Raw genomic sequence first — 25,733 nt, 5'->3', positions numbered from 1 at the left:
AATACGGTTAAAAATTCAACTAGTGATGCCTTAAAGTATAAGTTTAATGGAAAAGAGCTGCAGGACGAGCTGGGACTTGGGATGTATGACTATGGCTCGAGACTTTATGACCCTGCGAGAGCAGGTTGGAGTAATATTGACCCTTTAGCGGAGAAAATGAGAAGACATAGTCCATATAATTATTGTTTTGATAATCCGATGAGATTTACAGACCCTGATGGGATGTCCCCAAGTGATGTTATAATTAAGGGACCAGGAGCTGACAAAACTCTTGCACAACTACAAAAATCGACAAGTCTAACATTGACAATGAATGATAAAGGAAAAGTAACTGCAACAGGTGAAGCAAAAACTAAAGCAGATAAAGAATTAAAAGCGGCGACCACAGATAAAAACGTAACAGTTAATTTAAATTCAACATTAGGTAATCAAAGTACTGATGGTAGTGGTGATTATTTATCTAGTTCAGGTTCTTTTGATGGAAGCACTGTTAACGCAGACGGAACTGCTACTGCTAATCAAACTGTTAATCCAGATTTTGCAAAAAAAGTAGATGAATTTGAAGGAACTCCAGAAGGAACAGGTGTTTTACACGAAACTCTAGAAGGATACCAAGAAGGAAAAAGAGCTCAGGAAACTCAAACTCCTTCTGGACCAGCAATACCAGGAACAGATGGTTATAAAAATTATGATGCGGCTCATAATAAGGCAGATGCTTTAGACCCTAGACACGTTAGAGTCGGTGAACCCGATAGAGGTCTAAGAAAAGATGGAACACTATGGCAGGGCTTATTTAAACCAAATGGAAGTTTCCTTCCTTTATATCAAGTTCCTGTTAAAAAAAAATAAATAACTAAATATAAAATGATAACACAATTTTGGATACTAATTTTAGTGTTTTTTCAAACACAAAACTATTCGGGTCAATATAAAGTAGTTAAAATTGACGCAGGAGCAATATTCATAGAACATAACAATTATAAAGCGATTATTGTATATGGAAATGATAGTTTAGTAATTAATAAGTCCTACAGAAAAATTAAAGTTGGGAAAAAATATTATTTTAATCTTCCACAAAAAATGGAAGATAAAACTAGATTAAATTCAGGATTTATTATGCTTGATTCTATTAATGGTAACAAAAAAATATGGGATGTAAAAAAGGACGGTCCTTTACCCGATATTTTCTTTGCGAGAAATGTCAAAGGGCTGTATGTGAAAGAGGATTTGAAATAAAAAATGATAGTAGTGTCAAAATTTGAAAAGCTTTACCTTTTGAGAAATGTATTTATACCAATTATTTGTATTGGTTTAGGTGTTTTGCTTGTGGATGTTAAGGTTTATTATAAAAAAGATGCTGACGTTTTTTTTCCTGTCATTTTTCTTTTAATACTTGGATGTTTAGTTTTGTTTTATAACTTAAATTCTATTTATAAACTCATCGCGGAAGAAAAAACAATCACAAAAATCTATTTTCTATCACGAAAGACAGAAAGTATTCCTTACACATCTATCAAAAGTTTAGATAAAGAATTTATTGACGGTTCTTATATATGTGAGGTCGGTCAAATTACTCCCGGGTATTACAGCTATATACTTAATTTAGAAAAGGACAAAAAATTGATCGTGTCTCCATTATATTTTAAAAATTGTAATCAATTAATTACGGAAATTAATCTTCGTATTAGTTCAAGTGTCCCGGAGGCGTCTTAAAGATAACATAAAACCTAGCAATGCTAGGTTTTTGTTTTTAGAAATGAATAAAAAGGTTTTATGAATAAAATGTTTATTGGATTTTGTATCCTCTTTAGTTTGATAAATTATAATTTATACTCACAAAATAAATTAGATGATTATAAAAAATTAATTGATTCTACAATTGTTATTAAATCTATTGAAACATATAGAGACTTTCAGGGAGAGTTAAACAAAAAAAATGAAACAGATAATTGGAAGAATTATATTGCTGATTATAAACATCACATTGAGAATATATATTTAATTGACAATAATAACCAAGCGTACTTAATGCCAACATCAAAAGATATTGACATTAAATTTAAACAAATTGATATTTACAATAAAAAAAATAAAAAATTATTAAAAGAAGGAATTGATGTATGGAAAATAATACCCAATTTAGAAAACAATCAATTGAAAATTACCATTATCGATTTTAAAGTTACTTGTAGTAAAAACAAGTATCAATTTGCAAATGGCGGAGGAACAACAACTGTTTTTGAATATTCGTGCGAACAAAAAAAATGGATATTAATTAGTAGTAAAACTACTGCACCATAATTCAAAAAATTAAGATTAAATCATAAAAAGCCACTCCGTAATGAAGTGGCTTTTGGCTTTTATGTCTCATACTCGAATCATGTAAATAAATTAAGTAAAAGTTCTGCACTATCCGGAAAAGAATACTATAAAAGACGTGAAGTTGAAAAAGAGCTACTTTTTATTGAACCTGAAAAATAAATATAAAATGGTTTAAAGTAAGTTAAACCATTTAGTAATTTGTGAAATTAATTATTATATATTTGAGAATAAATACAATACTGATAATACATAGCTAACTATTTTGGACGTATTTGTATGATCAAGTCATAGATATAAATTAGTTGTGCGTCACTTTCGAGAGACAGAAAACCTAACGAAAAAAGAAAGGATTTAATATAAAAATGAGCAAATTTATTACAGGTTCAGAACTCGAAGAAACTATTTCTAAAATAATATGGGAAACAAAAGAAACACTTTTAATTGTTTCGCCATTTATAAAATTAGATGATTATTTCAAAAAGTTATTTGACAATCATTTGAATAATCCAAAAATCCATATTTTAATTGTTTTTGGAAAAAACGAAAATAATATCAGCCGAAGCTTAAGCAAAAATGATTTTGAATATTTCAAAAAATTCCTAAATATCAGCATTATTTATGTTCCAAATTTACACGCAAAATATTACGGAAATGAGAAAAAAGGAGTTATAACTTCTATAAATCTTTATGATTATTCATTCAAAAACAATATTGAATTTGGGGTATATTCTGAACTAAATATTGTAAACAAAATAACAAATAAAACTGAAAAAGATGCTTGGGAAACTTGTTGGAAACTTGCAGAAGAAAACGAAGCAGTATTTGTAAAAAGACCAGTTTACCAAAAGAAATTATTAAGTGTAATATTAGGGAAAAACTATGTGAAATCTGATATTTTAATTGATACAACCGATAAATTTTATTCTGGTTTTGGAAACAATAATCGAAATGCAATCAAAACAATTTTAGATTTTAAAGAAGAAATTATTTTAGGTTCTGAAGAAATAAATGTTCCTACGAGAACAGAAATTGAGAAGCCAACTAATGGTTTTTGCATTAGAACTGGACAAAAAATTATTTTTAATCCAAAAATGCCATTTTGTGATTATTCTTACCAAAGTTGGAAAAGTTTTTCAAATTATGATTACAAAGAAAATTATTGTCATAGAACTGGAAAAGAATCATTTGGAAAAACATCAATGAGAAAACCGATATTATAAATAAAAAAGCGAACGCACAACAGCTACTGCAACGTTGGCAGTAATACTTAGCACACATAATGAAAAAAATTTTAGAAGACACAAACACTTTCTTAGGGTCCATAATTGGAATTATTGGCGGGTTTATTTGGGCTATGAAAAACAATTGGGACTATGAACCAATTATTCTGTTATCAGTTTCGACAGTTGCTTTAATTTGTTTCTTAGCAATAAAATTCTTCGGAGAAAATACAAGACCAAATGTGGAAGCAGAATTAAAACGAACTGGCAGTAATCGTGGACCACAGATGATGGTGCCAGGCTTGAGTCCACAGAATGCGGAAGGTCATTATTTACCACAAGAAAATGGCATTTTTCACTATGATTTTGAGTACAAATACAATTTAATAATCAGAAATAATTCGACTCAGAATGCATATAATGTTAAGGTTTACGTCGAAAAAAATTATTCTTTAAAATTTCTAAATGAAACAAACTTACTTGATTCACTTACTGTAGACAAATCAAAAATTATTAAAGCTGAATATAATTTTGGAAGAAACTTTTCGTCACAGGAATCATTAAACGAGCTATCAAATCACTTTAACGACGAAATTCGGAAAACAAAGTTTGTAATTGAATATCAAGATGAGCAACGTAAAACCTATTTTACCGAATTTTTCCCACCAAATACAAATATTCACGCAAAGAAGAAACCGAAAATGGGAAGTCAAGAATTTAGACAGATTTAAAACAGTACTACTGCCAACAGCGATTTCACGCAATTGCGAATTTAGTGGTAAGTTCACGTTTACGTTTCGCAAGAAATTTATCTTAGCCGAAAAAACTCGGTTCCGAACCTCGCAACCTCGCCTAGCGCAGGAACGTTAACGGTAATAATATAGCAGACTCGGAGAATATAAATAATTTCAGTGAAATATTTGCAAAATCACATCATCAATATATACCAATCATAATGAAAAAAAGATTAGATAATTGGAAAAATAAAAAGAAAATTGACCTACTAATTGATGATACAAAAAACAAAATAATTGCAAACTATTTAAAATCAATAAATTATAATTCAGATGTATTAAATAGCAATTTTGCTTTAATTGAAAATGCCAAAGAATTAATATTTGATGTAAAAAATAACACACCAAAAATACATGTTATTTCTACCTTACTTTGTTTAGAAACATTTCAATTAAAATACGACCACATTTTAGATATAACCTTTGAAAGTTATGAAAATGAAAACGTATTTGACAATGTTAAAGATACTTTAGCTTTGGCTTTGGCAATTGACGTTCCTGTTTATCCGAACACATCGAGTATGGAAAAAGAATTATCTAAATATTATAAAAGCATTCTAGAAACGGGATTTACAGCACCAGATAATGAAGGTAGAAGTGTTAAATTAAAAGCAACAAACTCTAAAGAAATAAACGATTTCAAAGTAAATAATTTAAAAAATATAGATTTAACAAAGTTTTGGTCTGCATTAGATGTGCTTTTATTAAAAGAAAATCTACAAGAAGAATTCTTAAAATTAAATAATGCATATAGAACATTAAATTATTTAGAAGTTGCAATTTCAAAATTAGAAATTGCTCTTATAAATAACAATAGAAATGAGAACGAACTTCAATCAATTTTAACAGAAAACCCTATTCTTTTTGGTATTGAATATTCTAAAATTCTTCCAAAACATAGACTAGGTTCTGAATATGAAATTGATTATGCTTTAGAACAATTCTCTGGTGTAATTGACGTTGTTGAAATTGAATCAAGTAATTTGAAATTATATACAAAACAAGGTAATCCGACTAAAGAATTGGTTCATGCTGAACAACAAGTAATTGACTGGATAAATTGGATTGAAAAAAACAATTCTTACGCAAATTCTAAAATTAATGGTTTTATTAGTCCTAAAGCATTTGTAATTATTGGAAGAAATTCTGATTTAACAGAAAAGAATAAAGAAAGTTTAATTAGAAGGAATAGAATATTTAACGGAATTATTTCAGTTCTCACTTATGATGATTTGCTTATAAAAGCGAAAACGATGCTAGAAATCTTAAACAAATAATTACTATCGCTAACATAGTTTTTACGCTATTGGGGTTTTGGCCTTAATTTAAAGTTTGCTTTGTATCTTTGAAGCAGTGGGTCAACAGAAAGTTTCGGTTTCCTTAATCCGCAACAGATGCAAAACCTGGAAACGATAGCGGCCATTATTCCATACGAAACGTATAATAGAGAAAACTTAAAATAAATGCTTGAAAAATTAAAAATGTTTTTTGATAAGTCCTTCTATTTTTGGCAAATCACAAAAATCCTTTTCATTATTATATTTTCCTGCGCAATTTATGGAGAAACTAAGTCGCGCCCTTTAGTTGTTATAATAGCAATATCCTTATTTTTCGGGTTATTTATTTTCTCAATGATATATTCGCTGCTGTTAACAAATCAGAATCCAAAAGTTCTAAAATTAGCACATTTTTACTCAAGTATATTTTCAATATTGTTTGGATTTTTTTTAAGCTATTCCATGTTAACACTATTGAGTGGAAGATGGTACGAAAATGTAGGATTTCAAATTGTTCCGTTGTGGATAATATTATTTGGGATTAGGGAATTTTTAATAAATAACGACCACTAACAAGGGTTTTAAGCAAGTGGGAGTTTAGTCTTAATAAATGTTCTTTTTGTATATTTGACTTTGGTATTAACCGAAACCAAAGTAATAAAAGTTCCTACCGGGTTAAAGCCACGGAATGATAGCAGAAATTTCAAAAAATCACACGACAGCCTGTTGGTGATCGTTGTTTTCTCTGTTAAATGTTATCCGGATATTTAGCATAAAGTTTAGGAAACAAATTTTTCAAGTCATTCCCATCTTCTTCCCATTCATTTCCAGTCGTATTATGGTTTTCTTGAAACGGATAAGGCATTTCTTGTCCCGTTAATTCTTCAAAAATTGTTCCTGGAACATAGCCTAAGCCTTCCCAATCACAGTCTTCAATTTTTTCGGTTTCAACTTCTACAAGAGTTTCTGGATTTTTAATTGTTTTATTATAGAAGTCTTTGCCCTGTCCAATTACCCATTCTCTAAAATCATTAAAACTATCATCTCCGCATCCACCGTGAATAATATAAATTGCCCCCCAAAGCTCCCAAGTGTTAGCTAAACCTCTATAACTTCTAAATCGATTACCAAATAAAATAATTTCGTCAGGAGTTAATTTGCGAAGTTCATTTGCTAATGCTACTTGTTGTAATTCAAAATTGTCTTTTGAATTGTCTTTTGTTGTTTTAATTATTGACCAAAATTTTTCCTCCTCCATTAATTCATCTGAGGATACAAAATTTGTAATTTTAGGTTTTTCAACTTTTATATTTTTTTTTCCTCCAAAGAGTTTGTCAAATATTCCCATAGATATTTTTTTAGTGTAATTTTTGTTTACAATGACTGCCAACGTTCCGGCGTTTGATAAGGTTGCGAGCTTCGGAACTGATTATTTTCTGTTAAAGATAAAATTTCTTGCATAACGTAAACGTAAATTTACCACACAATTTGCAATCTCGCCAAACCGCCTTTAGCAGCTGCTTATTTAAGTAGATTCTGTGCAGCAATACCAGAAAGTTGAATTAAATCTTTTGAAATTGTTTCGCTAACAACACCTCCTACAGCCATTTCAATAGCCTTACCTGCTATTATTTGTTTCCAATTTTTCTTTCCTAAATAAAACAGGTTTTTTAGTTCTTCAATTTCTTCTGAAATGCCATCATAAATTACTTCGTGGCCTTTCTTTAATGTTTCAATTTCACTTATTATCGTATCAAGTTTTTCAGAATAGACATCTCTTTCTGATTTAGTAAACAAATTCTCTTTACTACTAGAAATAGAATAATCTTCAAGTAAATTGGTAATGTAAAAAATTGATTTTAAGTGCCATTTTAAAGTGTCACAATTTTCTTTTTCTTTGCAATCTTGAAAATGTTCATCATACATTTCTTGAATCAAATCTCGTGATGTTGATAAGAATAGAATTTTATCTGTTTCTTTTCTATGTCTTGCCAATTCTATATTAAGTTGGCTTAGAAAATAGCTTTTGTTGCCAGAGTCGGTATAATATTCTTCTAAAAATTCTTCTGCTATATCTTCAATTATATTCATAATGTTGTTTTTAACTTGTTGCTAACGTTCCCGCGTCTTGCGCAGTTTGCAACTTACGAAGAAGAGTATTTTCGGCTAAACGAAATTACGAAAAAAACGGTAATTCCGTTAAATTTGCAAATTGGGCAAGACGTGTGTTACCTGCTGGTTTTTTATGCATTTGGAATTGGATGGAAAAGTCTTTTTAATACGTCAAAATCTCTAAGGTGAAAATAGTTATATTTAAACCAACAACTACAATTTAATGCATTGTGTTGATGTCTTAGTTCTCTTGGAATATCTTGGAATTCATTTTCGGAAATTACTTTTAAAATTTCTTCAGTTAAAATGTTTGTTAAATATGTTTTTTCCTTTTTGTAATTAACAAGCAGATTTGGATTGTCAAGAATCAAATAATTTAAAAATGGGCGTAAAGGAAATCTTCCATGTAGATCTTTTAAAATTATCATTGAACCAACATCTTTAGATTTATTTCCTTTTTTATAATTATTATTAAATTCATTTAAATCTGAGTAATACCAATCTTTTTCCGACTGAGTTGATTTCCAATGCACAGGATTCATTTTTGTAATTCGTATTGTTTTTACAAAATCAGATTTAATTAATTCAGTGCTAAATGAAAACAAAAACGGCCCATATTTATTTGGTCTTTTAAATTCAGAATGTATGTCCATTGCATCCAAAAATATATCGTCTAAAATATTGAATCTTTTATCTTTAGCATCTGAATATTGGGTAGTCTGTATTAGACCATTATCTTCTACATATTTTCTAGATAAAAGAGATTTTTGTTTTAAAAAGGTAATAGATGTTGCAATTGTATTGGCATGATACAAATTCTTAATTCCTTTCGCATTTAGGATTTCGTATAATTCTTCCTTATTTAAGTCAAACTCTGATGCCATATTTTTTGGATTCTGATTGATGCTAGCGGGTAACTAGTTTATATAAATGATAAAACTAGATAAAATTATCGGAAATGAGTTAGATATACATGACTTTTAATTTAATTCACCAAAGTCTAAACATCAAAAACTTTATTGCAATATTTTGAAATCTAACAACTGGATATAGAATCTGGTGCTAGGTTTTTTTATGTCTAGTGGTTTTATGCAGAATAAAAATACAGTATAAATACGTATTGTGTAATTCTATGGAATTCATTTTCTTGTTATGGTTTTCCGTAAAGAAATGATGGATTTATTAGCGTTATTTGTTTTTTAGTCCTTTCTTGATTGAAAGGTTATTTAATTTGTAATAGGTATTAAACTATAAAAATAATAATGATAGAGAAAATCACAAAGAACAAAGATAATTTAGGAGAACCTGATTTAGAACCTATCGAAAAAATAGTTGAAAAGTTGAATTATTATCGGTCTTTATTTGGCAAGATTCAAGATTTAACTGACGAAGAATTTGAGAATTTGAGGAATGATATTTCAAAATTCTTTACACTAAAAGTTGGTTCTAATACTGACCAACCACCTAAAAGGCTTATCAGAATTTCAAACAACAATAGAATTCTGGAAGCTCAAGGTAAAGAGTTGAGTTATTTAACAGATATATCTCAATTATTAGCACCACCAATTGATTATTGTAATTTTGGAAGATGCAACATTCCTAAACAGCAAGTATTGTACTGTGCTACTTCAGAAGCTGGTGCATATTGGGAAACTAAACCTCAAAATGGAGATGTAATAACTATTTCACATTTTGAATTAAAACCAAATACAAAAGTTAATTCTTTCATTGTTAAGAAAGAATTAACCAAAAACCCAGAAATTAAGAGTAAACTTCACGAAGTTTATTATTTACTTGAAGAGTTTTTTGAAGAAATTTATAGTCTTCGAATTTCAAGAGATAGACCAAGAGATTATTTGTTTACCGGTCAAATATCATCCGACCAACTGTTTTATCCAGTCGTTTCTGAATTAAACTTTGATGCAATATTGTATCCAAGTGTACAAAGAAAAAAACACGGATGGAATGTAGCAATTAGGAATGAACTCATATTAGAGAGATATAATTTGATTGGTGTTGAGACAAGATTTATCCTTGATGAATATGATATCCTTGATCATACTTCTGAGGAAGTGACAACCGACCAAATAATTGGTTCATTTGGAACAGAAGCTTTCGATTTTGAAAATGGAAAAATTCTCTATGACGAGGAAAAAGCAAATAAAGCTTTTAAAATATTTAGAATGTTACAAGTCGGAGAGGGAAAACAGATTCGGAACGAAGAAGAAGGGTTGCCAAAAAACCTTTTGTTTAATTTCACACCTCAAAATTATAAAAAAGAAACAAAAGTCAGTCCGAGCAGAAAGCTGGGTCGAAATGACCGAATAAATGTAGTGTATCAAAACGGAAAAAGAATTGACAATATTAAGTACAAAAAAGTACAATCTGATGTTGAACAAGGTAAATGCAGAATAACAAAACACTAAATAACCGCAGATAACACAAGTTTTATAATAGAAGAAATAATATGAAAGTTGAATTTAGAAATGAGCATGGTATAAAACCTCCTGGTTCATTAGTTGAAATCTTGTCACATCCATTACATTCAAATAAATCTATTGAACTTGCAGTTTTTCAAGAACATAGATATGCATTTTTTTATTGGTCAAAATGGAAAAAAGATTTAAAATCTGAAACTCCTCCATGTTTACTTAGTTTAGATTGGCATCAAGATTTATGCTTTCCATGTGAAACTGAGAAGGAATGGCTGAAAAATTTAAACCTTGAAAATGATGGAGAAGTCGCTTTTTTTTCTTGGGCTAAACTAGCAGGAAATAATGATGGTCACATTTTATGTGCAGCATATCTCAATTTGGTCGGAAATATTTATGTCCATTGTAGGCAAGGTAAATTTGAATCAGATTGGGAAGATGAAATATTTATTGATTTGTATGGAAACACACATACCATTAAAAAATTTAGAACTTATGAAGCTCTTGAAGATTGTCTTTTAAAATCTACAGAACAAAACGTATACTTTGATATCGATTTAGATTTTTTTACAGTTAATAATCCATATAATAATGGAAATTTTGAACAGAAATATACTTATCTTAAACAAAAAGAGATAGTGAATATGTTAGAAATTAAACGGCCTTTGATTAATTGGGTTTTTGAAAGATTAGAGGGTTTTACTATTGCAACTGAGCCAGAACATTGTGGAGGTTTGCTGAAATCTAACAAATTACTTGATATAATAAATAAAATTTATTTTGAACCAAATTTGTTTACTCCGATGAGCTGTGAGTGGAAACATAAAAGCAAAAAATCCTTAAGGTAATTCAGTGTAAATACGTAATTGTTTGCTGTGGTTTGTGGTTTATTGTTATATATTACACAATAAAGTTTAAGTCATTAAAAACAGCAACACATGAGCAATTACATAAGTATTATAATTTCAATAGCTGCCTTCGCGATTTCTGGATTAACTTTTTGGTTAACTCGAATGAAAAAAGGATTTGTAAAAATGACCCGTCCAACTATTATTTATTTTGGACCTGATGGTAAGGGTGAAAAACATAACAAAGTTTTCATTCGAACTTTACTATACAGCACTTCTGAAAGAGGACAATATATTCAAAATATGTTTATCAGTTTACAACGAGGCGAGTCTGTACAAAACTTTAATGTTTGGGTTTACGACGACAAAGGACTTGTTCGAGGTAGTGGGCTTTTTATTAGTAAAAGTGGAATCGCCTGTAATCATCATTTTTTATTACCAAAAGACGGCAACGATTATTCGTTTCTTTCAGGTGATTATGTTTTAAAAGTTTATGTTGAAACGGTTAATGAAAGTCCTAAAAAAATATTTGAACAAAAACTACACTTAACTAGGGAACATCAAAATGAAATGGCTACGAAAAAGGCGGGAACTTATTTTGATTGGGCACCCAATACTCAAAATTATTTTTCTCATGTTGATTCAAATAGAGAAAAAGACAGTGACTTTAAAAACATGATAGAGAAATTGTTAGAGGAAAGCAAGCAAAATGACTTATAAAGTGGTTTTAAAATCTCAATAAAACAAAAAGGATTATGACAACAGAATTAATAATTTCAATTATAGGTGCGATTACAGCTATTGGAGTATCAATCGTTGGAGCTTTGTTAGCAAATCAAAACAGTATAGTTCTTCAAACCAAGAAATTGAAAGAAGAACATTATGTTGCTTATATGGAGGCATTGCATCAGCTTGCCGGAGAAAATCATAATAACGAAGCAACAAAAAAGTATGTTTTTGCAAGAGATAAATTACTTTTAATTGCTGGTGAAGATGTTGTAAAGAAAATGATTCGTTATGAAGAGGAAGCTGTTGGGAAAGAAAATGATTTGCATGATACTTATTTAACGGAACTTATTAAAACAATTCGAAAAGATTTAAAAATTGTTGACAGGAATTTCCCAAAAATTTATCTCAAAAAGGCAAATAAATAAATTGTATTAAAATTGATATTTTTAAATTCAGCAGGTAATTTAATCCAACTTAGAGGTTGACAGGATCAGACATAAAAATATAAAACCACTTCTTTACAGAGTGGTTTTATATTTTTATGCAGGAAACAAATTCTATTATAAGAATTGATTTTAGGCTTAGGTTTAGGCTTGGTTTGTTCAATTGCTCTTCAATATCTTCTTTTACTTTTGTGGAATCATTTACATTGTTTAGATACCAGCGGAGTTTATACTTGAAGAGGTTAAGAATATCTTTTTTCTGTTGGGCGTAAATAGAGCCACAAACCAGAACTAAACAATTACAAAGATATTTTTCATAATGTTAAAAACTTATACATTGGTATTTTGTGAGATTACGATATATTTTTCGATCTCTAAACTTAGTTTTAATGCAAGCCACCAAGTATAAAATCCCGGGGCAGAATATAATTTTGAAATATCTACTAATCCATGCGACAGATCGTTTCTCAAATTGTCTCCAAAAGGCTCATTTAATAATCCTTCAAGATCAAATAATAAATCTTCATGGAGAATGCCCTTTAAATTATTTAGGGAAGATGTGAGACCGTTTTCAGTCTGCACTTCATCCAAATATTTGGTAGTTACAACCCCATTGTTTTTTAAAATAAATCTTAATCCGGCTTCTATTTGCGGAATTAGCAAATGGACAGCTATGGCAAAATTTCCACAAAAACCATTGTAAAGTCCGTGCACGTATAGAGGAAGTTGTTCTGTTGAAATGAATATGCTACCTGAAACCAATTCATATACTTCAGTCTCAGAAATAGCAAAATTGTCACAAAACTTGTTATAAAAAGGTTTTAAAATCATTTTACAAATAATTTCTCTTCTCATGGAAGCATCTCTATATAAAAGCTTTTCACTATCCTCACTAATGCCAATTGTGTTTCCCTGTGAGTTTGTCATATCCGCACTGAGAAATTGCAAATGCATAAATTTGTTTTTGCTTTTTTCAAACTCTTCAATAGATTCTGATCTTGAGGGAAGATCAAGTCCAATCAGCCAATAAACAGCCTGATAAATATTATCAAAGCCAGGAAGCTCAATTGTTTCTGCGTCTATGGAAGCTGGCTGGCTTATAACCATGCCGATGAGCTGAGCTGCGGCTTTTTTCTGTATTTCAAGTAATTTATTAGCCAGTAGTTTCGTTTCCTTATTTTTTATATTTAAGAGCTTAAAAATCCTAAGCCCTTTTTTGTAAAGTTCAGCGATCATATGTTGGGAAGCATTTTCTAGGAGATCAAAATCATCTGCCTCCATAATATATCCACGTGCGATTTCTGTACGATGAAAAATCAAATTTTCTTTTTTCAGTATTGCAAGTACCTGATGACATTCACGGTAATGTTTGAATTCCGACTTTTCAAGGAAAGTTCCAATATTGTTCTCTATTTTAAGAATAAAAGGTTCATATTGGATTGGTTCAAGATTTAGAGCAGTCATTTCCTTGACGAGTTCTATAATAGAATAGCATTCCTTTAATATTTCTGCTTTAAGTATATCATGTTTAATGACCTCAAAATAAATAGGGATAAGTGTCCTATTACCCTTGCCTAATCCTTTAAGAATATTAATAAGTCTTATATAATAATCCCTTTTCTCACTTAAATTTTCGCGCACCTCACAAATTTTCAAATATGCTTCAATTGCTGATTTGGCATTAGCGAATTTGTTTATTTTATTACATTGAAGGATGTCAAACAAAAATCCCCGGATATAAGGATTTACGATATCATTTCCCCAACTAGCGATAACATTTAGTATTTGCCGTCCGGGCCTGTATTCAGTTATACTATTTGTATTACTGTCCGAATCAAGGATACTAAGTCCACCGATTACATCAATGTAAGAGATGATTTGTCGATCCATTTCTTCTAAACTTCCCGAATGAAGTAAAAAGTTTGATTTAGTCCTGATAGTTCCCAAATCATATTCTTCTAGAAAATGTTTATTAATGATTTCAGACATAAAAATATTTTCTTTTTAATGTGCTTTGAATGGAGTCAAGAAGTTTTTAAGATTTTAGTTTTTCTCAAAAGTTTTCTTTTTTTTAATTTTTTACACAAGATTAAATTAAATACTAAAGATATTAAAAACAAAATTGAGAATAAGCAGATTAAACCAGAACTCAAATAAATTGAATTTATAACTACGATTATTTTTGAAAGTATTAAATTTAAATCAGGTAAAAAACTTTTCACAAAAAATAATAATAGTAACACAGAATATAGAAGTAAAACGACTATCGCTCTTTTGAAATACTCCTGAGCCATTGTCATATTATTTACTTTTGAATTTATGGTAGTAGTATTTCGATTAGTTTTATTTATTAATTGAACAATTAGTTTTTTACTAAATTCAAGTTTTCCTTCACTAAAAAGATAATCATTATGATGTATAGTATGAAAACTTCTTCTTTCTAAAACTTTAATTGAAAACCAAATCGTTCGCACCATATAAACAATGAGAACAAATAATAAAATTACAATTGATAATAAAGCCAAACTAAAATTATTTTTGTTGACTAATGTTGTAGTTACTGCTAACACCACTGATGTAACGACACTTAATGTCCCAATAAATAAAGACGATTTTGTTTCAACAGAAGAACCTCTACTCAGTTCCGAATCGTATGTTTTTTGGCAAAGATCTAAAACCTTATCTATATTTTCTTCACTAACATTAATATTATCTACCGAATATTCTTTTAAAGTTTTAGGATTAGCTTTTTCCAATAGAGGCCAAAAAAATTCTCTGAGTTGTTTCATAATTCTTTAATAAGCTGATTACATATTTCTTGAGATATATTATAATCTAATTGTCTTTCAATCCATGCCCATTGCCCATTAGGATTAATTTCTAAAAAGACAAATTCATCATTTTTATCTTTTACAAAATCAATTGCGCCAAAATTAAGACCTAACTTTTTAGTTAATTTTACACATAATTCCTCAATTTTTTTTGGCAAATTAATTTTTTCATATGTTAATTTTAAATTCTCACCATTTCTCCAATCGACTTTAGTTTCTTCAAATTCCTGTGAAAGAATAGAAGCTGGGAAAACTTTTTCACCGACAACTGTTACTCTAATATCAGTCGCTTTGTCGATGAAGTCCTGGAAATATGAGGGACATGATTCTATCCTTTCAATTTGATCGCTATTGTTAAAAACTGAGGTGAAAATCACCTTGCTTTTAACTTTATCGTCAATCAAGCCTGTTTTGATTGGTTTAATTATTTTTGGAGATAATCCTATGAACTTTCTTGCAGTATCTACATCATTAGTAATTAAACTATCTGGCACTTTAAATCCTAACTCCTTGGCAATTTGCAGCTGAAATATTTTTGATTCAGCTTCTCTTATCGAGAATACAGGGCTAATCCAAAATGCATTTCTCAATATTTTGTACAACCCTTCAATCCAATAAGTGATTTCATTTAGTATAAAAGTTTGCTCTCCAGATGTCAATTCATCGCTTGGAAAACTAGGCAGTATTGGTCTTCTATAATAGACCGATTTAACTTTCAATAAATCAATTTTTAAATCAATTTCTTTATCATATAATATAAACTCATTTTTTTGAAAATTGAAACTTAATTTGTTTTTTGTAAGAAGGTCTTCTGTATTAAGCCTGTAAAAGTTTATATTTTGTTCTGTCAATCTTCTAACCACAAAATCAGTTGTAACATCAGTTTTGTTAGTTATTAATAAGATTTTAATCATCACTTTCCTGCTTTACTAATGTTTTTGTTGTTAATTCTAGTAATGAGATTGGGTCGTCATCTGCTTCTTGCCTAACTCTAGTTTTGGTTGACATTTCAAATAATGATATATTATAACCATCATTCTCGATATTTGATTCATTTAAAACTTTTGTTGTTGTGCTTAAATTAATATCTTCATTATGAAAATCTATGAAAGGTATTTTCTCAGTTTTAGTACGGATAACATTCAACGAAAGTAAATCATCATATTGAAAAATGGCTTTATATTCACCAACTCTTTCAACGGAGTAATCTAAAATTAATGGCCTCATAAGTTAATGTTTTTTATGTTATATACTTCACGATTTAATAATCTCGGATAGTAAATTGATATTCAAATATAGACATTATTTAAATTGGAATTGTTACTCATGATATTACTGAACTATTGGTTTGTTATTTTACTAGTCATTGAATTTGTTTTTGATAAGTTATCAGAAATAATTATATATTTTTATTCGTAATGAGGCTTTGTAAGTCTTCCATAATTTTAATTTTAACTTGTCCTGTTAATTGATCTTTGTTGTAATAAATCAAATGCATCTTATCAAGCTTGAAAAGAACTTTAAAGCTATAATCTAAGTCTAATTTAATAACTTCATGATATATTCGATTCCAAGATTTTAAATAATAAATTGCTTTAAGAAAATTCATTTCATCTATATCTAATTCTTTCCACAATTGATATTTAAAACTCAATCTCATCCATACAATTTTGGTTTCTGAATCATTAAGGTTTTTGCAAAATTTATCTACCTTCTTCCTACATTCAAAACAAAAAAAATAGTAATAGAAATTTTCGAAAATGTGTTTGGCTTTTGTTCTATTTTCTACACAAGTAAAGTTCATTTCACCACAAGCATTACAAATACCAAAATCAATATGAGACTTGGTACTAGAAACAATAGCTGTTATTTCTTTTGAGTTCAATTCAAATCTCTTACTGATTTCATCTATACTTAATGTAAATTTTCCTGCAATATTTTGCCAATATGCTTCCAAAATTGATTGTGAAAGAACTGAAGTATAAGTTTCTTTATCAAAATAGATTTTGGGTTGTTTCATCTCTCTAGATTGAAAAATATAATTAATTATGTTTTCCCAAAATTGGTTTCAATTCTTTTGCGAGCTTATGCTCTAAAACTCCCATATAGTCAGCCATTTCGTGCTCAAATTCAAATATATTCATTCTCAAAGAAACATTTGTTCCTTTTGTCCAATAGAAAAGTTGGAGTCCTTGTGTTCCCTGAACTTTATAATAGCCTAAGTGCTGAACTAGTCTTCCCCAAATTCCTTTTTTGACTTTGCCAACATAGAGAATTCTACTATGTGGAAAATTCTTTTTGATAGCAGGTACGGCTTTTGAATTTTGGGTCAATTTGTATTCAGTTACTCTATTTACTATTTCTTCGGGAGTATGACCCGATAAAATTTCAAAATAGTATACACAAGGTCCAGCGATTTTTGTAACCACATCAAAAATATGTGAAAAATCACTTTCTTTTAAAACATTTACATAGTTGTAATCTTTCATCTCAAAACAATCAATGTCAAATTGGTAAATCTGCGTTGCTCCTTTTTCTGAAACGTTTAGTAAAGGTGCTATTGCATTTAAACTAAACTCTTTAATCTTTTCGTTCATTTTTTATTAGCCATTTCTATTAATTTGGATTTTTTTGTAACTTTCTACGAAAGCTGTACTTTAAAAGTAGCATTTTTCTGTTTTATTTAGATATGGAAGGGAGGTATTGGATATTATCAAGACTCTTTAATCTTAAGATTTGGATTTCCATATAAGTGCAAACAACCCCAAGCTGCTGGAGTAGGATATTGAGCATATACTTTTCTGTTAGCATTAAACATTGCTTGAGATGTGGTTAGACCTCTATCAAGGGATTCTAAAAATTCAGGCAACCAGTATCTTGGAATCGTAACATCCAAAGCCCAATAAGGAGCAATAACAGACTCATACCCCTGCGCAATAAATCTCTTAACCATTGAGGTAATATTGTTTCTAAAAAATTCTGTTTTCATTGATCCTGAATAACACACAAAAAAAATTAGAATTTTACCTTTTCCTATAACAGAATTAAGATCATAGGTAGCAGTGTTTTCTTGGAACACTATTTGAGTTTCCGAAATATCTTTAGCGCCATGGGAGCAAACAATATTAATATCGGATGAAAGAGGTTCGGTGAGTTCAACTTCTTTAAACACTTTAAACGAATTGTCTTGCAAAGTTTTTTCAATATTACTGAACAAATAGCTTAGAGGATAATCGCCACTTTCAATTGGAATCCAAATAGACTTACTGAAATCTGCCGGTAATGGCTGAAAACCATTCGTTTGAAGTAACCATTCAGTTGAAAGTACATTTGTTATTGGAATATTCTTCGCTATAAAATCACCCTTTTCATTCAGTAATAGATTGTGAGGATAGCTAGATAGTTCCATGTCCTTCACTATATAAACTTCTTCGGCATGTTCATCAACTTGAATTTTGCCTATACTTAGTTTTTTTGCCATATTTTTTTCTTCCTCATCAAACTCTTCTGGTGAAATCTGTCTTACACCACCTTTATCTTTTATTGTATCATCGAAGCTAAGATCAACGAAAAAATTGCTGTTAAGTAATTCTTTATATTCATCATGATTCCAATCATATAAAGAAGAAAATTTGTATTCATTATTGAACAGCTGAAGCTGGTATAATTTACCTTCTGAAAAACCAAGCCAGTTCATTGATTTGCTTATGTTGACTGGAAACGCTTGCAAAAAGGAATCCTTATTCTCATAAAGTGATTCTAAACTATCAACGTTTATTTCAGGCAGTATTAGTGGAGCAAGTTTTTTCGATTCTTTTTGTTTGAATAAGATACTATAGTCTGACTTTAACATCATTGACAAAAGAAATGCCGGTGCATCTTGATTTTTTTTACTATATTCAATCAAGCGATTTGAAATCCTGATTGCAATTTCATTATCATATACAAAGTCAGTGGTGTTTCTAGTTTCATTTAGCTTAACCAGCGATTCCTTGAGATGCTTTTTAAGCTCTTCGGAAACTCCTTCAATAATATCTTTATATTTTTTAATTGTCTCAGAAGGAACAATTAATTCAAAAATGCTAAGAAAGAAGCCAAAACCAGTTACGCCGAAATCAGCATTAGGATAAAGCCTTCTTACATTGTACAGTGTCAAAAGCCAAGGTAATGCTTCATTTATTCCGCCACTAATTATTTTCTCCCTCTCTTTATGCATATAGTCTAGCAACTTTGGCGGTAGAGATGGCTCCAACATCATTAGTAATAACGTGAAGTAACTGTGATCAAGAGATCTTCTTTCATGGCCAGTATAAATTAACTCAACAGGGATTTCCCTGTATATCTTTGCTGCCCATGGATAAAGTTTTACATTTCTGAAAAATTTAATTCCCTGCCAAATGATTTCCTTTATATACTTTTCGGAATATGGAGCGGGCTTATTCAGTATGCTTGTGATACTAAGGTTGGCATATAATAAGGCAGCGTGTATACTGCCAACATTTGAGTATAAGCGAAATGAATTAAAATATCCTAGTTCAGGCATACCATCTTTGTAGGATGAAATTATTATCTCTTCTGCAATATCTCGTCCAGCCTGATAGTACTCCGAAGATGTCAACCTGTCAATAAACAATCCGACCGCATGGTATAATAATTCAATATTATGAAGTGAACCCAATATTTGACGTAAAAAAGTTAACTGCATCATGGTACCATCTACCATTTCACGGGTCCAATTCAATTGTTTGGAATCATTTTGAAGTTTATGAATGATAAGTGCCGACATTTCTTTTTTATCTACAGCAGTTAATGTTGAGATGTCAAAATTTTCTTCAGACAATCTATGCTTATTATTCTTTGAAAGAGATGCTTCAAAAATTGGTTTCACTTTTGCAATTGTTTTTTTATCCGCTTCATAATCCATTATAGCTAAGTCGAAGGGACTGAATTGCTTTGTGTTCAATAACTGCTCATATAATTCAAAGAAATGTAATAATGAGTAAGAAATTGAGTGCGGATTGTTAGCTTCCAAGCTTGACAAAAATTTTGGTACATGCTTAGTATATTCTGAATAGTCAGCAGACATAGCAGATATGATTTCTCGATATATCCTTTTTAATTCAGGTTCATGAGCATGGTGATTGTTAAGCCGCTCATCTGTCATCTTTTGATGAAAGTCGTTTACTATTTTCTCGTCCATTGATAAAGATTTCAATTAGTTGGTTTGTCAGTACACATTGTAGTAAGGAGACCCTTTATATTGCACTATATCAAACATACAAAATACTTACAATTATGTATTACGGTTTTCCGCATAATAAAATAAGATGCTTTTAGCATCTTATTTTTTGTGGTACTTTAAATTATCTAGTATAACTATTCTTTATCTAAATCAAAATCAAAGTTAAATAAATCCTTTGGTGACACTTTTAAACCTTTAGATAATTGAATAATTGATGACAATTGTATATTGACTTCGCCTTTCTCAATTTTACTTATTGTGCTATGATCAAGATCACAACGTTGGGCCAATTGTCTATAGCTCAAATTTTGCTTTACTCGAAACTTTTCTACTTGGTTTCCAAATGATTTTTGAAATTCTACTTTTATTAGACTGTTACTCATAGTAAATATTTAATAAAGCAATTTCTGATGATTTAAAAAAAATAGTGTGGGTGATTTCGCCCACGAAACATATTTTTACTATATTTGTTTTATCATTACAATTTGTAATGTATTTTTGCGACTCTTCATAAAAAATATTTGAAGCATTCGCTTTGAACCCGCATCAGAAAACTGGTAATTTTTAAACGCGCGGGATGATAAGTGTAGATGCTCACGCCTTAAAGGGTGTGGGCTCACTTATTCGCGCGCATGGTATACCAGTACCTCTGATGCAATAAGCTGAGTTCCGCGCCTCTTTTTTTGGCTTTTAAATTCCTTCAGCTTTTATTCTTAGCGCACTTCACTATTTAATAGTCTCGTAATTAGTTATAATCTAACCAATAAACCTACATGCTTATGAAGTAAAAAAGATTAAAGCCACTATTTAATGCCTGTACTGTCCTATTTTTCATTTTGAGTTAGTCATTTTACAGTTGCAGGCTATAAAACTGGCAAATTTTGTAGTGATGTCTACATGCTTCCCAATGGATATCACATAAAAAAAGGCCCTCTAACCCGTCGACAAACTAGTATAGAGGACCAAAGCTAATAAAACTAACGTCTCATTAAAACTAACCCAATATTATGAAAACTTTTTCATTAAATAAAGGGTTGGCCGCACTTTGGTATCCGTTTATTTTCGGGTTTTACCTCTTTTGTACGCCAGCCTTAGCACGGAATCCCTTACGGTTTTCCGTTTCACAACAACAATCTCAAGTCACGGGTACAGTGACTGATGGTACAAATCCCCTTCCCGGAGTCAGTATTACAGTCAAAGGCCAACAAAAAACGGTCTTTTCGGATTTCGATGGCAAATTTGCCATAAATGTATCTCATAGCGACACCCTGATTTTTACTTACCTTGGTTTTAAGACTGTAACAATTCTTGTTGGGGATCGCAAAATAATTAATGTGCAAATGCGGGAAGATGCGACCTCTCTGCTGGAAGTTAAGATCAATGCCGGTTACTATTCTGTAAAGAACAGTGAACGCACCGGAAGCATTTCAAAAATCAGTTCAAAAGATATCGAAAAACAGCCTGTCACCAATGTGCTTGCAGCTATGCAGGGACGAATGGCGGGTGTTAATATTACTCAAAATACAGGTGTTGCCGGAGGCGGTTTCGATATACAAATCAGGGGACAGAATAGTTTACGCTCTGATGGGAACAGGCCGTTATATATTATTGATGGTATTCCTTACTCCTCGGATGCCGTAGGTTCTGATCTGACAGGGATTGTGCTCCCCGGACCGACAAGTCCTTTAAGCAGTATCAATCCAGCAGATATAGAAAGTATTGAAGTTCTAAAAGATGCCGATGCAACCGCCATTTACGGTTCAAGGGGAGCAAACGGAGTGGTACTTATAACCACTAAAAAAGGCAAGGAAGGCGAAACAAAATTTTCTGCAAATGTATCGGGTGGATTTGGCTCTGTGACTCGCCTTATGGAACTTATGAATACACAGCAGTACCTGCAAATGCGCAGGGAAGCTTTTATCAATGATGGTATTCCTTACGGTCCAACCGATTATGATGTCAATGGAACATGGGATCAGAACCGCTATACAGATTGGCAAAAAGTGCTCATTGGAGGAACTTCAGAAATTAATGATGTGCAAGCTTCCATATCTGGAGGCTCTTCCCAAACGCAATTTCTTATCAACGGTAATTTTCATAAGGAAACCACAGTTTTCCCTGGCAACTACAATTACCGCAAAGGAAACCTGCATGCAAATCTGAACCATGAATCCGAAAATAAAAAATTCCATATCAATTTTTCTATGGGCTACACTGCTCAGGAAAATAACCAGCCAGGGATTGATATAACCCAACAAGTTATTCTTCTACCACCCAACGCACCCGCATTATATGATGAAGAGGGAAATTTAAATTGGGAAAACAGCACTTGGAATAATCCCATGAGCAATCTGGAAGGGAAATACACTTCAAGATCCAATGACCTTTTTGCCAATAGCCTCTTATCTTATAACATCCTGCCCAATTTAATTGCTAAAGCGAGTTTTGGTTTTACCGATACGCGTTTTGATGACAGTCGGACTCAGCCATCCACCATGTATGATCCTGCTTATGGATTAGGCAGTGAATACTCCTCTATCTATGTCAATAACACGACCAGAAAATCATGGATTATCGAACCCCAAATTTCATGGTCTAAAAAATTTGGCAAAGGAAAAACCGAAATCCTTATTGGAAGTACATTTCAACAGCAGACAGCAAACCAATTGGTACAGGAAGCCAACGGATTTAGCAGCAACAGCTTGATTTATAATCTTTCTTCAGCCTTTCATGTGTTTGATTTGGTGGATAGTGAATCGGTCTATAAATATCAGGCTTTTTTCGGGAGGGTTAATTTTTCCTGGAATGAACGGTACATCGTAAATCTTACCGGACGCAGGGACGGTTCAAGTAGGTTCGGCCCCGGAAGGCAGTTTGCGACTTTTGGAGCGATTGGAAGTGCATGGCTGTTTTCAAATGAAAGATTCGTAAAAGAGAATCTTGGTTTCTTAAGTTTTGGAAAATTAAGAGCCAGTTATGGTACCACCGGAAATGACCAGATTGGTGACTACCAGTTTTTAGATACCTATGGTTCTTCGGGAAACAATTATGGAGGTATAAATGGTCTGGAACCGACACGTTTGTTTAATCCTAATTTCGGTTGGGAAACCAATAAAAAATTCGAACTGGCATTGGAAATAGGTTTTTTAAAAGACCGTATATTTCTAACGGCGGGCTGGTACAGCAACCGTTCTTCCAACCAATTGGTTGGTATTCCTCTTCCTGCGACAACCGGATTTAATTCCATACAGGCAAATTTAGATGCCACAGTACAAAACAGAGGGATTGAGCTTACCCTTAGAACAGTAAACTTTCAAAAAGAATCCTTTAACTGGACAAGCAGTTTTAATTTGACAATCGCCCGCAATAAACTGTTGTCTTTTCCTGATCTGAAAGGATCAACTTATGAGAATCAGTATGTAATTGGTCAGCCTTTAAACATTAAGAAATTATACCACTATACGGGAATAGATCCCACAACAGGAATTTACCAATTTGAGGATTTCAATAAAGACGGTTTAATTACATCACCACAGGATAAGCAGGCTATCCGTGATTTGAATCCAAAATATTTCGGTGGGTTTCAAAATACCATTACCTACAAAAACTGGCAATTGGATTTTCTTTTTCAGTTTGTCAATCAGCTGAACTATAACGGATCATATAGTACTGGACTACCCGGCGCTATGGCCAATCAGCCTGTGCAGGTCATGAACCACTGGCAAAACCCCGGAGATACGGCCACCTATCAACAGTACACCACAGGGGTAAATAGTGAAGCTATGAATGCATTTTACAAGTTTTATGCCAGTGATGCCATGATAACGGATGCCTCTTACATACGGCTTAAAAATTTATCATTGTCTTATACTATCCCTGAGCAGTGGCTTAAAGGAGTAAAATGCCGACTGGTATTTCAGGGACAGAATCTTTTCACGATCACTTCCTATAAGGGTGCTGATCCCGAATCCAGATTCACAACAAGCCTTCCACCTTTAAAGGTATTTACAACCGGGCTTCAGCTTACTTTTTAACTTCTTAATTTAAACATTATGAAAAAGAAATCATTTTTACGTTTTATCCAAAACTATAAAATCAAAATAGTAAACCACAGGCTTCTAACAGGATTACTTGTGTCCTGTATGATACTTCTGGGTGGCTGTGATAATTTTGTTGAGGTTGACCTTCCGTCCTCACAACTAACAGCAAGCACCGTTTTTCAGGACAGAGCTACTGCCAATGCAGCGATGGTAAGCATTTATGCTAAAATGCGCGACGAGGGTATTTTAAGTGGGAGTGTTACAGGAATCTCCAATCAAATGGGAAACTATGCAGATGAGCTTGTGTATTACGGCGATATTTCCGGCACAACCCGAAACTTTTACAACAATACACTCCTTGCTTCCAATTCGGAGGTCTTTAACTGGTGGAGCAGCAGCTATAACCAGATTTATGCAGCCAATGCCATTATTGAAGGAGTGCATGCTTCTACGGCGCTAGCTGTTTCGGATAAAAACCAGCTTACTGGAGAGGCTTTGTTTGTACGATCACTACTGCATTTTTACCTTGTCAATCTATATGGGGATGTTCCTTATATTATCACAACAGACTATCAGCAGAATAAAGTGGCGCACAGAATGCCTTCTGCTGAGCTGTATTCCCATATTATAAGTGATCTGGAACTGGCCGTTTCATTATTACCGGAAGATTATATTTCCAGTGACCGCGTGCGTCCGAATAAATCCGTAGCGATGGCCTTATTGGCGAGGGTTTATCTTTACAAAGGTATGTGGGCAGAAGCAACAAATGCGGCTTCTTATACCCTAAACAACACGGGGATGTACACTTGGGAGACCAATCTGGACGCTATATTTCTCAAAGAAAGTACCACAACGATTTGGCAGTTTATGCCTAGAGCGGGTGGGCAGAATACTCGCGAAGGCGAAACATTCATCTTTACCGCACCACCGCCGTCACTTGTTGCTTTAAGTGCTGAACTTATAAGCGAATTTGAATCGGGTGACCAGCGAAAGGATCATTGGACTCATGCCATTACAAACGGAACAGACACTTGGTATCATTCCAATAAGTACAAACAGAAATCAAATACTCCGAGTTCATTAGAGTATTCCATAGTGTTTCGTTTGGCAGAGCAATACCTGATCCGCAGCGAAGCCCGCGCACAGCAAGGTGACCTTATAGGGGCTAAAGAAGATTTGGATAAAATCAGAAACACAGCCGGACTTTCGGGAACGACTGCCGTGAGCCAGCAAGATATACTGAGCGCCATATTACATGAGAGAAGAGTGGAATTTTTCACAGAATTGGGACACCGCTTTTTCGACCTGAAAAGAACGAATCATTTGGATGATGCATTATCATCTGTAAAAGTAGGATGGAATACTACAGACAGATTGTTACCACTGCCTGAATCAGAACTTACATTGAATCCGAATCTTAATCCTCAAAATCCGGGCTACTAA

At 31.9% G+C, this 25,733-nt stretch carries 24 protein-coding genes; 13 read left to right on the top strand and 11 right to left on the bottom strand.

All coding sequences use genetic code 11. The features are described from left to right. From A4F88_RS19205 to A4F88_RS19175, 7 genes are all read left to right on the top strand, one after another. A partial coding sequence (locus A4F88_RS19205) for an RHS repeat-associated core domain-containing protein (RefSeq protein WP_068844378.1) occupies positions 1 to 849 on the top strand: 849 nt, incomplete at its 5' end. 15 nt (positions 850 to 864) lie between these two features. Further along, positions 865 to 1,236, top strand: a complete 372-nt coding sequence (locus tag A4F88_RS19200) for a hypothetical protein (RefSeq protein WP_068844377.1) — start codon at positions 865 to 867, stop codon at positions 1,234 to 1,236. Between the two features lie 12 nt (positions 1,237 to 1,248). Further along, the gene (locus tag A4F88_RS19195) at positions 1,249 to 1,713 is read left to right on the top strand and encodes a hypothetical protein (RefSeq protein ID WP_162268805.1); all 465 of its coding nucleotides are present in this window, start codon (positions 1,249 to 1,251) and stop codon (positions 1,711 to 1,713) included. Positions 1,714 to 1,773: 60 nt separating this feature from the next. Next, positions 1,774 to 2,301, top strand: a complete 528-nt coding sequence (locus A4F88_RS19190) for a hypothetical protein (protein ID WP_068844375.1) — start codon at positions 1,774 to 1,776, stop codon at positions 2,299 to 2,301. A 383-nt stretch (positions 2,302 to 2,684) separates the two neighbouring features. Then, positions 2,685 to 3,542 (top strand): phospholipase D family protein, encoded by an 858-nt coding sequence (locus tag A4F88_RS19185; protein WP_068844374.1) that lies wholly within the window; start codon positions 2,685 to 2,687, stop codon positions 3,540 to 3,542. A gap of 59 nt (positions 3,543 to 3,601) precedes the next feature. After that, positions 3,602 to 4,273, top strand: coding sequence for a hypothetical protein (locus A4F88_RS19180; protein WP_068844373.1), 672 nt, complete (start codon positions 3,602 to 3,604; stop codon positions 4,271 to 4,273). 224 nt (positions 4,274 to 4,497) lie between these two features. Beyond that, positions 4,498 to 5,613 carry a Shedu anti-phage system protein SduA domain-containing protein gene (locus tag A4F88_RS19175; RefSeq protein ID WP_068844372.1) on the top strand — a complete coding sequence of 372 codons (1,116 nt, stop codon included), beginning with the start codon at positions 4,498 to 4,500 and terminating at the stop codon, positions 5,611 to 5,613. Between the two features lie 748 nt (positions 5,614 to 6,361). Here A4F88_RS19175 and A4F88_RS19170 read toward each other — a convergent pair. The 3 genes from A4F88_RS19170 to A4F88_RS19160 form a co-directional block, all read right to left on the bottom strand. Beyond that, positions 6,362 to 7,003 carry a DUF4240 domain-containing protein gene (locus A4F88_RS19170; protein ID WP_143155052.1) on the bottom strand — a complete coding sequence of 214 codons (642 nt, stop codon included), beginning with the start codon at positions 7,001 to 7,003 and terminating at the stop codon, positions 6,362 to 6,364. A 131-nt stretch (positions 7,004 to 7,134) separates the two neighbouring features. Beyond that, the gene (locus A4F88_RS19165; RefSeq protein WP_068844371.1) at positions 7,135 to 7,704 is read right to left on the bottom strand and encodes a hypothetical protein; all 570 of its coding nucleotides are present in this window, start codon (positions 7,702 to 7,704) and stop codon (positions 7,135 to 7,137) included. A gap of 152 nt (positions 7,705 to 7,856) precedes the next feature. After that, positions 7,857 to 8,609, bottom strand: a complete 753-nt coding sequence (locus tag A4F88_RS19160) for a hypothetical protein (RefSeq protein WP_068844370.1) — start codon at positions 8,607 to 8,609, stop codon at positions 7,857 to 7,859. Positions 8,610 to 8,987: 378 nt separating this feature from the next. Here A4F88_RS19160 and A4F88_RS19155 point away from each other — a divergent pair, with 378 nt between their 5' ends. From A4F88_RS19155 to A4F88_RS19140, 4 genes are all read left to right on the top strand, one after another. Next, positions 8,988 to 10,151: an RES domain-containing protein gene (locus tag A4F88_RS19155; RefSeq protein ID WP_068844369.1), complete on the top strand. Its 1,164-nt coding sequence runs from the start codon at positions 8,988 to 8,990 to the stop codon at positions 10,149 to 10,151. A gap of 41 nt (positions 10,152 to 10,192) precedes the next feature. Beyond that, on the top strand, positions 10,193 to 11,005 hold the full coding sequence (locus tag A4F88_RS19150) for a UPF0489 family protein (protein ID WP_068844368.1): 813 nt from the start codon (positions 10,193 to 10,195) through the stop codon (positions 11,003 to 11,005). 165 nt (positions 11,006 to 11,170) lie between these two features. Then, positions 11,171 to 11,725: a hypothetical protein gene (locus A4F88_RS19145; protein ID WP_178368492.1), complete on the top strand. Its 555-nt coding sequence runs from the start codon at positions 11,171 to 11,173 to the stop codon at positions 11,723 to 11,725. Between the two features lie 35 nt (positions 11,726 to 11,760). Beyond that, entirely contained in the window at positions 11,761 to 12,159 is a 399-nt protein-coding gene (locus tag A4F88_RS19140; RefSeq protein WP_068844366.1) for a hypothetical protein, read from the top strand. Between the two features lie 348 nt (positions 12,160 to 12,507). On the opposite strand, the gene A4F88_RS19135 is transcribed toward A4F88_RS19140, so the two are convergent. The 8 genes from A4F88_RS19135 to A4F88_RS19100 form a co-directional block, all read right to left on the bottom strand. Beyond that, entirely contained in the window at positions 12,508 to 14,166 is a 1,659-nt protein-coding gene (locus tag A4F88_RS19135) for a DUF4209 domain-containing protein (protein WP_068844365.1), read from the bottom strand. Between the two features lie 35 nt (positions 14,167 to 14,201). After that, positions 14,202 to 14,966, bottom strand: a complete 765-nt coding sequence (locus tag A4F88_RS19130) for a hypothetical protein (protein ID WP_068844364.1) — start codon at positions 14,964 to 14,966, stop codon at positions 14,202 to 14,204. Next, entirely contained in the window at positions 14,963 to 15,922 is a 960-nt protein-coding gene (locus A4F88_RS19125; RefSeq protein WP_068844363.1) for an MvdC/MvdD family ATP grasp protein, read from the bottom strand. Before A4F88_RS19125 ends, A4F88_RS19130 begins: the two co-directional genes overlap by 4 nt. Beyond that, the gene (locus A4F88_RS19120) at positions 15,915 to 16,235 is read right to left on the bottom strand and encodes a hypothetical protein (RefSeq protein WP_068844362.1); all 321 of its coding nucleotides are present in this window, start codon (positions 16,233 to 16,235) and stop codon (positions 15,915 to 15,917) included. Before A4F88_RS19120 ends, A4F88_RS19125 begins: the two co-directional genes overlap by 8 nt. Before the next feature lie 172 nt (positions 16,236 to 16,407). After that, on the bottom strand, positions 16,408 to 17,028 hold the full coding sequence (locus A4F88_RS19115; RefSeq protein WP_068844361.1) for a hypothetical protein: 621 nt from the start codon (positions 17,026 to 17,028) through the stop codon (positions 16,408 to 16,410). 22 nt (positions 17,029 to 17,050) lie between these two features. Further along, positions 17,051 to 17,605, bottom strand: a complete 555-nt coding sequence (locus A4F88_RS19110; RefSeq protein ID WP_068844360.1) for a hypothetical protein — start codon at positions 17,603 to 17,605, stop codon at positions 17,051 to 17,053. Between the two features lie 116 nt (positions 17,606 to 17,721). Further along, positions 17,722 to 20,208, bottom strand: a complete 2,487-nt coding sequence (locus A4F88_RS19105; protein ID WP_068844359.1) for a hypothetical protein — start codon at positions 20,206 to 20,208, stop codon at positions 17,722 to 17,724. A 176-nt stretch (positions 20,209 to 20,384) separates the two neighbouring features. Beyond that, entirely contained in the window at positions 20,385 to 20,633 is a 249-nt protein-coding gene (locus A4F88_RS19100) for a helix-turn-helix domain-containing protein (RefSeq protein WP_068844358.1), read from the bottom strand. A gap of 624 nt (positions 20,634 to 21,257) precedes the next feature. On the opposite strand from A4F88_RS19100, the gene A4F88_RS19095 reads away from it, so the two are divergent. Further along, complete coding sequence (locus A4F88_RS19095) at positions 21,258 to 24,284, top strand: SusC/RagA family TonB-linked outer membrane protein (RefSeq protein WP_068844357.1); 3,027 nt, start codon at positions 21,258 to 21,260, stop codon at positions 24,282 to 24,284. An 18-nt stretch (positions 24,285 to 24,302) separates the two neighbouring features. Beyond that, entirely contained in the window at positions 24,303 to 25,733 is a 1,431-nt protein-coding gene (locus A4F88_RS19090) for a RagB/SusD family nutrient uptake outer membrane protein (protein WP_068844356.1), read from the top strand.

The sequence above is a fragment of the Flavobacterium chilense genome, assembly GCF_001602525.1.
Lineage (GTDB): Bacteria > Bacteroidota > Bacteroidia > Flavobacteriales > Flavobacteriaceae > Flavobacterium > Flavobacterium chilense.
The sequence above is the reverse complement of the archived record's forward strand: the minus strand, read 5'-3'. Positions and strand labels throughout refer to the sequence as shown.